Genomic DNA, 12,064 nt, shown 5'->3' on the forward strand with positions numbered 1-12,064 from the left:
ACACCATGAAAGCACTTGAGAAGTCCGAGCCGCGTGAGGGGCTTTGGATGGTGCAGGCGCCCGTGCCCGAGATCGGACCGGATGACGTTCTGATCCGGGTGAACAAGACCGGGATCTGTGGCACGGATATCCATATCTGGAATTGGGATGAGTGGGCCGCGCATACGGTTCCGGTGCCCTTGATCACCGGGCACGAGTTTGCCGGAGAGATCGTTGAACTGGGTCGGGATGTGACTGGGCTGGAGATCGGTCAGCGGGTGTCGGGCGAAGGACATCTGATCGGCACGGAAAGCCGCCAGAGCCGCGCAGGGAAGTTCCACCTTGATCCGGGGACGCGCGGGATCGGGGTGAATGAACAGGGGGCGTTTGCACAATACCTGCGCCTGCCAGCATTCAATGTTGTCCCCTTGCCGGACGATATTCCGGATGAGATCGGGGCCATTCTCGACCCGTTGGGCAATGCAGTGCACACGGCTTTGAGCTTTGATTTGTTGGGCGAAGACGTGCTGATCACTGGCGCCGGACCGATCGGGATCATGGCGGCTGCGGTGGCGCGTCATGCCGGGGCGCGCAATGTCGTGATCACGGATATTAATCCGGACAGGTTAAAACTTGCTGAACATGTGGTGCCGACAGTGCGCACGGTGGATGTGGCGCGCGAAGATTTGCAGGACGTGATTGCCGAATTGAAGATGAAACAGGGCTTTGATGTGGGGCTGGAGATGTCCGGGTCACAGGCCGCGCTGGACCAGATGGTCGAGGCGCTGGTGATGGGGGGCAAGATCGCGCTTTTGGGGATACCGCCGGGCAAGTCGCCGGTGGACTGGAGCCGGATCGTGTTCAAGGCGATCACGATCAAGGGCGTCTATGGGCGCGAGATGTTCGAGACCTGGTACAAGATGATCGCCATGTTGCAGAACGGGCTTGATGTCAGCCGCGTGATCACGCACCAATTTGGTGTGGATGAGTTTCGCGAAGGGTTTTTGGCAATGAAGTCAGGGACTTCTGGGAAAGTGGTATTGAACTGGCGGTAAGGGGCGTTGCCCCTCTGGGCCGCTGGCCCATTCACCCCAGGATATTTTTGGCAAAAGGAAGAGGGCATGGCCGCGAATTCCCTGATGGACGTGATTGGCGGGACGCCGTCGGTGTGGCTGGACCGGCTGGTGCAGGCGCGCGGGCTGGAGGGGCGTATCCTTGCCAAGCTGGATTACCTGAACCCCGGATTTTCCAAGAAAGACAGGGCGGCCAAGGGCATCATAGAGATGGCAGAGGCCAGCGGCGCGTTGCAGCCCGGGCAAACGGTGGTCGAGTTGACCAGTGGCAATATGGGGACCGGGCTGGCGATTGTCTGCGGGTTGAAGGGTTATCCTTTCGTGGCGGTGATGAGCCGGGGGAACTCGGTTGAGCGGGCGCGAATGATGTGCGCTTTGGGGGCCGAGGTGGTGTTGGTGGACCAGCTGCCGGGGTCGGTGCCGGGGCAGGTTTCGGGCGGCGATCTTGCCGAGGTCGATCGGGTGGCTCGGGAAATTGTTGAAGAGCGACAGGCCTTTAGGGCGGATCAGTTTCATCACGCCGGGAATGCGCGGGCACATTTCGAAACCACGGGGCCGGAGATGTGGGCCGACAGTGATGGCAGCCTGACGGCCTTTGTTGATTTTGCCGGGTCGGGGGGCACCTTTGCCGGGACCATCCGCGCGCTGAAGGATTGCAACCCGAAATTGCGCGGCTATGTCGTGGAACCCGAGGGCGCCGAGGCCCTTGCCGGGGGCTTGGTGACACGTCCGGATCATCCGATTCAAGGCGGTGGCTATGCGATGGCCGATCTGGAATTTCTGCAGGATTGTCAGGTGGATGGCTATCTTTCGGTCACGGGAGATGCCGCACGGGAGACGGCGCGGGCCTTGGCGCGCGAAGAAGGGATTTTTGGCGGGTTTTCCGCCGGGGCCAATGCGGCGGCGGCGCTGGATCTGCTGGCCGGGCCGGAGCGCGGCGGGGTGGTCGGGATCGTGATCTGTGACAGCGGATTGAAGTATCTCAGCACGGATTTGTGGGCCTGAGCGCGGCCGAATGGGCCTGAAATGGTTAACGGCCCTTGTTTGCAAGGGTTTGGTGATCGGTATCGCGTCGGTAACACGTCGGTATTGCGTCGGTATCGATGTGATTCCCGCCCGAAATCGCCGTGTGTTACCGTAGCGGCCTTTACCCGTGCGTAAGGGTTGGTCCCGTTGCCTCAGGGCCGCAGCACCCGGCGCCCGTCTTCGTCCAGCACCCAGCAATCGCGGCCTTCGAACACCGCTGCGGTCAGGGCGCGGCCATGGCCTGCCCCGCTGTCGAGATTGACGCGGTTGCCACGATGCTCCGGTGTCGGTCGGTGTGTATGGCCATGTACGACAAGCCACGGGTGCGGGTCGGAATAATCGAGGAACTCGCGGCGAATCCAGCACAGATCGTCATTGGACTGTTCCGCCAGTGGCAGGCCGGGGCGGACCCCTGCATGCACGAAGAGCAGATCGCCATGGAGATGGTGGTAGGGCAACCCGTCGAGGAAATCGCGGTGGGCCGTTGGAACGGCCTGCTGTGCCTCGGGATGGACCTGGTAGTAGCGCGCGCCGTCCGGCACGGTCACGCCGTAGGACGCGAGGGTATCAAGCCCACCGATACGGTCGTCGAGCCAGTGATAGCCAAGCAGAAGCTGGGGATCGGGCTTGATGTCCTCGGAGAGCCAGTAGGACATCATCCGGTCATGGTTGCCACGCAGGACGGTCCAGTCCCGGCCCTCTTGCAGGCCGGTCATGAGCCGGTCGATCACACCCCGGCTGTCGGGGCCACGGTCCACGAGATCGCCGAGGAACACCACCTTGGCATCCGCACCGCCGTCGCGGGTGATCCGCTCAAGCGCCGCGTCAAGCTTGTCGAGGTGTCCGTGAATGTCTCCGACAGCATAGATGGGGGCGGTCATGGGGTGTCTCCTGCGTCTGCAGGAGCCTTGTAGACCGGGAGGCGGCGCGGGAAAAGCAAAACGCCGCCCCGGTGTGGGACGGCGTCGATTTTGCAGTGCGTTTCTGGATCAGGCCACATCGAAGGCGAGCGGTTTCACCTGACGGAACATGCCGGTCTTGCACAGTTTCTCGATGATCGGCGCAGGGACTTGATCATCGACGTAGAGCAGAGCGATGGCTTCGCCACCGACGTCAGCGCGGCCAAGGGTAAAGTTGGCGATGTTGACGCCGTTTTCGCCCATGGTCTGACCCAACATGCCGATGATGCCCGGCACGTCTTCGTTGGTGGTGTAGAGCATGTTGGCGCCGACCTCGGCGTCGATGTTGATGCCCTTGATCTGGATGAAGCGCGGTTTGCCATCCGAGAACACGGTGCCCGCAACCGAGCGTTCGCGTGCGTCGGTGACGACGGTGACCTTGACATAACCGTCAAAGGCGCCTGCCTTGTCCTGGTTGGTGGTCGAGATCTTGATGCCACGTTCCTTGGCCACAACCGGGGCCGAGACCATGTTCACGTCAGGGTTCACGCGCTTCATGATACCCGCGATGACCGAGCAGTTCAGCGCCTCGAGGTTCATGTCGGCGGCGACACCGTCATAAAGGATGTTGATTGCCTTGATCGGCTCGTCGGTGAGCTGACCGGCAAAGGCGCCGAGGTGATCGGCAAGCTTGATCCACGGGCCCATGATCTTGGCTTCTTCCGCCGTGACCGACGGCATGTTCAGCGCGTTTTCAACGGCGCCGGTCAGCAGGTAGTTGGCCATCTGGTCGGCGACCTGCAGGGCAACGTTTTCCTGTGCCTCGGTGGTTGCCGCGCCAAGGTGCGGGGTGCAGACCACGTTGGGCAGGTTGAAGAGCGGGTTCTCGGTGGCCGGTTCGACCGAGAACACGTCAAATGCAGCGCCCGCCACATGGCCGGATTTCAGCAGCTCAGCGAGCGCTTCCTCATCGACCAGACCACCGCGGGCACAGTTGATGATGCGCACGCCTTTCTTGGTTTTGGCGAGGTTTTCCGCCGACAGGATGTTGGCGGTTGCCGGGGTGAAGGGCACGTGCAGGGTGATGAAGTCGGCGCGGGCGAGGAGATCGTCCAGTTCGACCTTTTCGACACCCATCTTGTTGGCCTTCTCTTCCGAGAGGAAGGGGTCATAGGCGATCACCTTCATCTTGAGGCCACGGGCACGGTCGCAGACGATGCCGCCGATGTTGCCTGCACCGATGACGCCGAGGGTCTTGTTGGTGAGTTCGACGCCCATGAATTTCGACTTTTCCCATTTGCCCGCATGGGTGGAGGCGGAGGCCTCGGGGATCTGGCGGGCGACGGCGAACATCATGGCGATGGCGTGTTCGGCGGTGGTGATCATGTTGCCGAAGGGGGTGTTCATGACGATCACACCCTTTTTCGATGCCGCTTCCTTGTCGACGTTGTCGGTGCCGATGCCGGCGCGGCCAACCACTTTGAGGTTGGTGGCGGCGTCGAGGATGGTCGGGGTGACCTTGGTTGCCGAGCGGATGGCAAGGCCGTCATACTGGCCGATCACTTCGGCGAGCTTGTCCTTGTCCTTGCCCAGATCGGGCATGAAGTCGACGTCGATGCCGCGATCGCGGAAGATCTGGACGGCGGTTTCGGAGAGTTTGTCGGATACGAGTACTTTGGGGGCCATGGTGGTGGTCCTTTTGGAATGTCGGGAAGCGGTGCGTGAGATCACGCACCCTACGGGGTTGTGGTAGGGTGCGTGCTTGCACGCACCTTGGTCTCAGGCTTGCGCTTCGATTTCGGCCTCGAAGGCCCATGCGAGCCAAGGCAGCATGGCCTCGATGTCCGAGGTTTCCACCGTGCCGCCGCACCAGATGCGCAGACCCGCGGGGGCATCGCGATAGGCGCCGATGTCGAGCGCGATGTTCTCGTTCTCCAGACGCTTGGCGACGGCCTTGGCAAAGGCGGCGCCGTCCTGGATACGGTCATCGGTGAACTTCAGGCACACGGAAGTGTTCGAACGGGTCGCATCATCCTCGGCGAGGTTGGCGATCCAGTCGTTGGCGTCGCAGAAATCGAACACGGCCTGTGCGTTGGCATCGGCGCGGGCAATCAGACCCTGAAGGCCACCGACCGAGCGCGCCCAGTCCAACGCAAAGAGGTAGTCTTCGACGGCGAGCATCGAGGGGGTGTTGATGGTGGCGCCGGTGAAGATGCCGTCGATCAGCTTGCCGCCCTTGGTCAGGCGGAAGATTTTCGGCAGGGGCCATGCGGGCGTGTAGCTTTCCAGACGTTCAACGGCGCGGGGGCTGAGGATCAACATGCCGTGGGCCGCTTCGCCACCCAGGACTTTCTGCCAGGAGAAGGTGGTCACATCCAGTTTGTCCCAGGGCAGATCCATTGCGAAGGCGGCCGAGGTGGCGTCGCAGATGGTGAGGCCCTCGCGGTCATCCGCGATCCAGTCGGCGTTGGGGACGCGCACTCCAGCGGTGGTGCCGTTCCATGTGAAGACGACGTCGTTGTTGCAATCGACCGAGGCGAGATCGACGATCTGGCCGTAGTCGGCGGTTTTCACCTCGGCGTCGATCTTGAGCTGCTTCACCACGTCGGTGACCCAGCCGGAGCCGAAGCTTTCCCATGCCAGCATCTCGACCTTGAGTGCGCCCAGAAGCGACCACAGGGCCATTTCGACCGCGCCGGTATCCGAGGCGGGAACGATGCCGATCTTGTAATCAGCGGGGATGCCCAGAACGTCGCGCGTGCCTTCGATCGCGGCCTTCAGCTTGTCCTTGCCAATGGCGGCACGGTGCGAGCGGCCCAGAGCGGCGTCGGCGAGTTTGGTGACATCGAATGTGGGGGGTTTGGCGCAGGGGCCAGAGGAAAAACGCGGGTTGGCCGGCCGCGTTGCCGGTTGTGAAATAGCCATCAATGCTACCCTTCCAGATAAGCGCCCCTCGTTGGGGAGGGGTGTCCCACGGACGGACATAGTTGGCGAATCTTCGGCCGGCAACCTGATAAATGACCCCAAAGCGACCAATTGCACCAATTTTGCGTCTCGATTGTTCATGATAGGAAACTTGGCAAAGGTGGATGACTTGAAAAGTGAACAGGTGTCACAGAATGGCTGATGCAAAAAAGAACCTGATCGCGAGAGGTCTGGGGTTTCTCCAAAACCCGTTTCGGGAGGTAGAAGCCAATCCGGCACGCGCCGCGCAAGTGCGGGAAATGGCGTTGGCCGATCCGCGTTATGTCATTTTCTTCACGCCACGCAGCGGATCGTCGAGGCTGACCGATCTGCTGACGTATACCAGTGCGCTGGGTAAGCCCGATGAGGTTTTCAATCCCGCCTTCATGCCAGCCATCGCGCAGTTCTATGGGGCCACGAGCATGCGGACTTACACGCCACTCTTGTTGCGCGGACATCAATTGGGCGGCGTCTTTGGATGTGAGGTCACCTTTCTGCACATCATGCGGGCGTTTGGAACCGGGGCTCGGTTTCTCAGGGCGGTGCAGCCTACGGCCTGCCTGTGGTTGGTACGCGAAGATATCGTCGCGCAGGCAGTTTCGGTTCTGCGCATGTTACAGACCAGGCAGGCGCATGCCATTGGGCACGAGAGTGCAAGCGGGGACACGGATGAAGCGGCGTTCCGGTATGATGCCATGACCATCAGGCTTGCCATCTGGCGCATCAGATGGATGGAACAGCGCACCGAACGCCTCTTTTCTCGAAATGGTCTGCAGCCCTTGCGGCTCAGCTATGAACGGACCATTGCGATGGATGAAACTGCTCTCATCAGGCAAGTCGCCTTGCATGTCGGTGTTGAACTGAGCGTCGATGTGACAACTCGGAACCGACATCAAAAACTGGGTGGTCAAAGAAGCGATGATTTCGCGCAGCGATTTCGCGAGGACAACCCTCGTTTCGTGGCGAGGCTGGACAGGGCGCGCGCTCAGATGATAGCCGCACTGCAGAATTAAGCAGCCCACTATCGGAGAAACCTCATGTTCGTCGCCACTTTGCTTACGGCCCCCTCTTCCCCGTCGCTTGATCCTGCGCTGGTCGAGTCGCTGCGTAATGCATGGGGGGGTGGGGATGCCAACTGGCTGGCCGTGGATGAGGCGGCGGAGTTCACGCTGGAGGTGATGCCGGACAATCGCTGGGACGTCTGGGCGGACCTGCAGAAGATGGGTGTGGACCTGGTGATCCTGCCCGCCGAGGGGCGCAGGAAGAAGATGCTTTTGGCCGACATGGACAGCACCATGATCCAGCAGGAATGCATTGACGAGCTGGCCGACGAGGCCGGGGTTGGCGAACGGGTCAAGGACATCACCGCGCGTGCGATGAATGGCGAGCTGGACTTTGAAGGCGCGCTGACCGAACGCGTTGGGTTGCTCAAGGGCTTGGATGAGGGTGTGATTGGCAAGGTGTTGGCCGAGCGGATCACTCTGATGCCCGGGGGCAAGGCGCTCTTGGCGACGATGAAGGCGAACGGGGCCTATGCCGCGCTGGTTTCGGGCGGGTTCACGGCGTTTACCGCCAAGGTGGCTGCCGAGCTTGGGTTTGACGAGAACCGGGCCAATACGCTGTTGGTCGAAGACGGTGTTCTGACCGGCGATGTGGGGCGGCCGATTCTGGGGCGCGAGGCCAAGGTGCAGGCGTTGAAAGAGATTTCTGAGCGCCTTGGGTTGACCCATGATGCCGTGATGGCCGTGGGCGACGGGGCCAATGATCTTGGGATGCTGGGGCTGGCCGGGGCCGGAGTGGCGCTTCATGCGAAACCGTCGGTAGCGGCGGAATGCGATATCCGCATCAACTTCGGCGACCTGAGCGCGCTGCTTTACATTCAGGGATATGCCAAGGCGGAGTTTGTTGCTTAACAGCCCGGTCCGGGGCTGACCCGGATTTTCACCCTTTCAACCATGGAACGTCCCCCGGATTATGTCCGGGGCAGGTTTGTTACACGCTCACGAAACCGTGACAACAAAGCGTTGGCTTTCTATTTAACGGATATGTTAAATAAGGTCATGGTACAGCTTTCACATACTTTTGCTGCATTGGCAGACGAGACGCGCCTTGCGCTCGTAGAGCGGCTGATGGCCGAGGGGGAATTGCCCGCCGGTGTATTGGTTGCGAATGCCGAGATCAGCGGACCGGCGGTTTCGCGGCATCTCAAGGTGCTGCGCGAGGCGGGGGTGATCCGGCAACGGGCCGAGGGCACGCGGCGGCTCTATTCCGTGCGGCCCGAGGCGCTCAGGGCGATTTCGAACTGGACCATGGATCATCGCGCGTTCTGGGAGGCGGGGTTGGACCGGCTCGGCGCGCTTTTGGCGGAGGACAAGGAATGAGCGATTTGCGACTGGAGCGGAGTTATCCGGTCTCGCCGGAGCGGCTGTTTGCGGCTGTCACGCAGCAGGCGGACCTGTTGCAATGGTGGGGACCGGAAGGGCTGCACGTGCCCGAACATGCGCTGGACCTGTCGCGGCTGGGGCCGTGGTTTTCGGTCATGGTCAATGGCGAGGGGCAGCGGTTCAAGGTCTCGGGGCAAGTGACGAGCTATGATCCGCCACGCTCGGTCGGGTTTACATGGGCCTGGCATGACGACGCGGATGCGCGCGGGCCGGAGAGCCATGTGACGTTTACAGTCGCAGCCTCGGAGGGCGGCGCGACGCTGATCCTCGACCATCGGGACTTGTCCGACGCCGAGGCCGCACAGAATTACGAGATGGGTTGGGGATCCTCTCTCAACAAGCTGGACGCGTTGTTCAGCTAGGGTTTCAACAGGAGGAGAAGACAATGCCCAAATTCATGTTCATTTACCATGGCGGCGGACGCCCCGAGACGCCGGAAGAGGGCGAAAAGGTCATGGCAGCCTGGGGCGCGTGGATGGAAGGGGTCGGCGCGGACCTGATTGACGGGGGCAACCCGGCGGGGATGTCCAAGACCGTGACCGCGTCGGGTGTCGAGGACAATGGCGGGGCGAACCCGGTGTCGGGCTATACGCTGGTCAATGCCGCCGACATGGATGCAGCCATCGCGATCGCCAAGGGCTGTCCGATCCTGGACGGAGGCGGCGGCACCGTGGAAGTCGCGGAAGCGATGGAGATGTAGCGCTTTATCCGAACGCGCGGCGCCTGTCGCGAGGTCGGATGCCTCCGGCGGGGGTATTTTTGGAAAAAGAAACAACGGGGCCACGCCGTGTGTCGGCCCCGTTGTTTTTGGATCAGGGGAAGCCCGGGGTGGGTTTCATGACACCACAAAGGATGTCGCGCCGGTTGGTGATCGGGGCGTTGATGTATTCGCGCGCGGTCGGGTGGTCCGGATCAAGCGCGCCGTGGCGCACCAGAAGGGACGCAATTGCGGCTTCGGCGGCGCGGGTGGTGCCGTCGGTGATCTTGAGGGCGATGCCCAGTTCCTGTTCGGGCAGGATGGCGATGAAATAGGCTTCGGCCCCGGTTTTTATGGCGACCTTGTGATTCATGGCGCGCATGAGCCGGGTGCAGGCGCGGCCTTCTCCGGCGACATATTCGGGGTGTTTGGCCATGGCATCGCGCAGGCGGGCGGCAGCGGTGGCGCGAGTGCCCTGCCCTTCGCGCGCGGCGGCAAAGAAGGCCATGGCGCGGGCCATGCCGTGCATGGTGCTGGCGAAATTGGGGGCGGAACAGCCGTCGATCGCGTAGCCGGGGCTGGTTTCGTTTGTCGTATCCTCTACCGCTTCGCGCACCGCCTTCTGGACCGGGTGATCCGGGTCGATGTATTCCGGGCCTGCCTTGAGATGGCGCGAGAGGGTCAGGAAGCCGCTGTGTTTGCCCGAGCAGTTGTTATGGATCTGGCAGGCCGGATCACCGCAGCGGATCAGGGCATTGCGGGCCGGGATGTCGGCGGGTTCTTGGGGGCCGCAGCGCAGATCGTCTTCGCCAAGGCCAAGTGCGGATAGCCAGTCACGCACCATGAAGGTGTGGATATCGGCCCCGTTATGGGAGGCGCAGGCAAGGGCGAGGTGCTGGTCCGTCAGCCTATGCGCATCGGCGGCACCGCTTTCGATCAACGGCAATGCCTGGAGCATCTTGGAGGAGCTGCGCGGCAGGATCACGGCGTTCGGATCGCCCCAGCTTTCGACGATCGCGCCACTTGCGTCGCAGACCACGGCATGGCCGTGATGGGTGTTTTCAAGGAAATCACCACGCCAGATTTCCACCATTGGGACAGGTTGAACCATGAATCCTCGCTTTTTCACCGGCAATTTTGTGCCAACGGGTCTTTCGCCCCGCAAATAAATCAGGCTAAACTGTGGCCATCGGGATAGAAATGTCCAGCCCAACAAAACAAGGCATCAAGCCGGGGCTGGGACTATTGAGGCAAATGAACAGCTTGGAGGCTGTGGATTATGGGATCACGTTTCGTGAGCGCGTTGGTTGCGGCAGCGGGTCTGTCGCTTTTGGCCGTTGGGGCGCAGGCGCAGCAGGTCAGCGAAAACCAGGTCGCGGCCATGACCGACTGGAGTGTTTTCGAACATAGCGACAGCGGCAAGAAGGAATGCTGGGCGGTCAGCACCGCCAAGGAGAGCGTCAACACGCGCGAAGGGCGCGTTGTCGCCGTGCGCCGCAGCGACATCCTTCTGATGGTAAGCTACCTGCCGCATATGAAGGTCGAAGGACAGGTCGGCTTTACCGGCGGCTATCCCTTTGCCAGCGGATCGAATGTCGAGGTCACGGTGGATGGCAACTCATTCGTGATGATCACCGAAGGCGAATGGGCCTGGCCCGCGTCGTCCGGGGACGATGCCAAGATCATCGCGGCCATGAAGCGGGGCAGCAAGGCCACGCTGACCGCGCGGTCCTCGCGCGGGACCAAGACCGAGGATTCGTTTTCGCTTCTCGGGTTCACCGCCGCGGTGGAAGACGCCGAGAAACGCTGCAAGTAATGTAATACCCGCCTTTCGCGGCGGGACGGGGCCTCTGCCAGGGCCGGACACTGCCACATCGCCACATGGGGGAAGCCGATCGGGACAACCGGTCGGACGAACGGAACGTGGAGGCAGGACATGGCGGAGCCGAAATTTACCGAGATCAAGTATCGCGGAGCAGGCAACGAGGATTTCATAGAAACTTCGGTGCCCGCCGGGATGGACGTGTCGACCATACAGATCGTCGTATATCACCCCAATGGCAACGTGCGGTCGATCAACGGGATCGGCGACTACGACGACACGATGTTCGGACAGGATGTCTATTCGCTGGATGCCGCCGTGCACAAGGACGGGGCCGTCGCGCTGGTGGTGGACGGTGTCGTGGTCAGCTTCGTGTCGTTTGACAATATCGTGACCCCGACAAGCGGTCCGGCGGCGGGCATGACATCGACCCAGATCGGGTCGACCGGCAACAACCAGAATGAATCGGTTCAGCTTGATCAGAATGGCAACTGGACGACGGGCGCCATTAACGAAGGCACGATCCCGTGTTTCCTTGTCGGGACGAAGATCGCCACGCGTCGGGGCGAGGTTGCGGTGGAAAACCTGCGCCCCGGTGACATGGTTGTGGTGCGCGATGGCGGCTTTGCGCCGATCCGCTGGATCGGGTCCTATGTCGCGGACGCGCGGGGCGCAGGGCACGAGAAATGCGCGCCAATCTGCATTCCGCGCGGGGCCATGGGCCGGGGGGTTCCGGCACGCGACCTTTATGTTTCGCCCAATCACCGGGTCTGGATGCGCGACCCGAGCTTTGAAATGCTGTTCGAGGAACGTGAGGTTCTGATCCCGGCCAAGCAGCTTGTCGGTTGGAAGGGCATCAAGCAGGTGTCCTATGTGCCGACGCCGGAATACTTCCACATCCTGTTCGACAAGCACGAGATCATCATTTCCGACGGGATGCAGACCGAGAGTTTCCACCCCGGAGAAATGACCTTTGACCAATTCGAGCACGAGGCGCGGGACGAGCTGTTGCGCCTGTTCCCCGAGCTGATCGAGCTGGTAGCCTATGGCGAAACGGCGCGGCGCTGTTTGAAATCGCACGAGGCGCAGGTGGCGGTGCGGTCGGCCTGGGTGGCCTGACGCGCCCTACCCGGCCCTCTGCCCCTTGTTTTGTTTGCTTT

The 12,064-nt window shown here is 61.8% G+C and carries 13 protein-coding genes; 9 read left to right on the top strand and 4 right to left on the bottom strand.

Annotated features, from left to right (window positions below; all coding sequences use genetic code 11):
* The first annotated feature begins 5 nt into the window (after positions 1 to 5).
* Together tdh and ACS3QZ_RS13795 are read left to right on the top strand one after the other, a co-directional pair.
* A complete protein-coding gene (tdh, locus tag ACS3QZ_RS13790) occupies positions 6 to 1,034 on the top strand; it encodes an L-threonine 3-dehydrogenase (RefSeq protein ID WP_456038360.1) in 1,029 nt (342 codons plus the stop codon).
* Positions 1,035 to 1,100: 66 nt separating this feature from the next.
* Positions 1,101 to 2,057: a PLP-dependent cysteine synthase family protein gene (locus ACS3QZ_RS13795; RefSeq protein ID WP_456038361.1), complete on the top strand. Its 957-nt coding sequence runs from the start codon at positions 1,101 to 1,103 to the stop codon at positions 2,055 to 2,057.
* Between the two features lie 173 nt (positions 2,058 to 2,230).
* On the opposite strand, the gene ACS3QZ_RS13800 is transcribed toward ACS3QZ_RS13795, so the two are convergent.
* From ACS3QZ_RS13800 to ACS3QZ_RS13810, 3 genes are all read right to left on the bottom strand, one after another.
* Positions 2,231 to 2,959, bottom strand: a complete 729-nt coding sequence (locus ACS3QZ_RS13800) for a metallophosphoesterase family protein (protein WP_456038362.1) — start codon at positions 2,957 to 2,959, stop codon at positions 2,231 to 2,233.
* A 108-nt stretch (positions 2,960 to 3,067) separates the two neighbouring features.
* Positions 3,068 to 4,663, bottom strand: coding sequence for a phosphoglycerate dehydrogenase (gene serA, locus ACS3QZ_RS13805; protein WP_456038363.1), 1,596 nt, complete (start codon positions 4,661 to 4,663; stop codon positions 3,068 to 3,070).
* A gap of 93 nt (positions 4,664 to 4,756) precedes the next feature.
* Positions 4,757 to 5,902: a phosphoserine transaminase gene (locus tag ACS3QZ_RS13810; protein WP_456038364.1), complete on the bottom strand. Its 1,146-nt coding sequence runs from the start codon at positions 5,900 to 5,902 to the stop codon at positions 4,757 to 4,759.
* 194 nt (positions 5,903 to 6,096) lie between these two features.
* On the opposite strand from ACS3QZ_RS13810, the gene ACS3QZ_RS13815 reads away from it, so the two are divergent.
* The 5 genes from ACS3QZ_RS13815 (at position 6,097) to ACS3QZ_RS13835 (ending at position 9,085) form a co-directional block, all read left to right on the top strand.
* On the top strand, positions 6,097 to 6,954 hold the full coding sequence (locus ACS3QZ_RS13815) for a Stf0 family sulfotransferase (RefSeq protein WP_456038365.1): 858 nt from the start codon (positions 6,097 to 6,099) through the stop codon (positions 6,952 to 6,954).
* A 24-nt stretch (positions 6,955 to 6,978) separates the two neighbouring features.
* Entirely contained in the window at positions 6,979 to 7,854 is an 876-nt protein-coding gene (gene serB, locus ACS3QZ_RS13820; protein WP_456038366.1) for a phosphoserine phosphatase SerB, read from the top strand.
* A 147-nt stretch (positions 7,855 to 8,001) separates the two neighbouring features.
* The gene (locus tag ACS3QZ_RS13825) at positions 8,002 to 8,322 is read left to right on the top strand and encodes an ArsR/SmtB family transcription factor (protein WP_456038367.1); all 321 of its coding nucleotides are present in this window, start codon (positions 8,002 to 8,004) and stop codon (positions 8,320 to 8,322) included.
* Complete coding sequence (locus ACS3QZ_RS13830; protein WP_456038368.1) at positions 8,319 to 8,747, top strand: SRPBCC family protein; 429 nt, start codon at positions 8,319 to 8,321, stop codon at positions 8,745 to 8,747. Before ACS3QZ_RS13825 ends, ACS3QZ_RS13830 begins: the two co-directional genes overlap by 4 nt.
* A 23-nt stretch (positions 8,748 to 8,770) precedes the next feature.
* Positions 8,771 to 9,085: a YciI family protein gene (locus ACS3QZ_RS13835; protein ID WP_456038369.1), complete on the top strand. Its 315-nt coding sequence runs from the start codon at positions 8,771 to 8,773 to the stop codon at positions 9,083 to 9,085.
* A gap of 112 nt (positions 9,086 to 9,197) precedes the next feature.
* Here the strand turns inward: ACS3QZ_RS13835 and ACS3QZ_RS13840 are convergent, their stop codons facing one another.
* Positions 9,198 to 10,193: an asparaginase gene (locus tag ACS3QZ_RS13840; RefSeq protein WP_456038370.1), complete on the bottom strand. Its 996-nt coding sequence runs from the start codon at positions 10,191 to 10,193 to the stop codon at positions 9,198 to 9,200.
* 168 nt (positions 10,194 to 10,361) lie between these two features.
* Between ACS3QZ_RS13840 and ACS3QZ_RS13845 the strand changes: the two genes are divergently transcribed.
* On the top strand, positions 10,362 to 10,898 hold the full coding sequence (locus ACS3QZ_RS13845) for an invasion associated locus B family protein (protein WP_093092004.1): 537 nt from the start codon (positions 10,362 to 10,364) through the stop codon (positions 10,896 to 10,898).
* 120 nt (positions 10,899 to 11,018) lie between these two features.
* Entirely contained in the window at positions 11,019 to 12,023 is a 1,005-nt protein-coding gene (locus ACS3QZ_RS13850) for a Hint domain-containing protein (protein ID WP_456038371.1), read from the top strand.
* Positions 12,024 to 12,064: the final 41 nt, after the last annotated feature.

This window comes from Shimia sp. W99 (assembly GCF_053851455.3).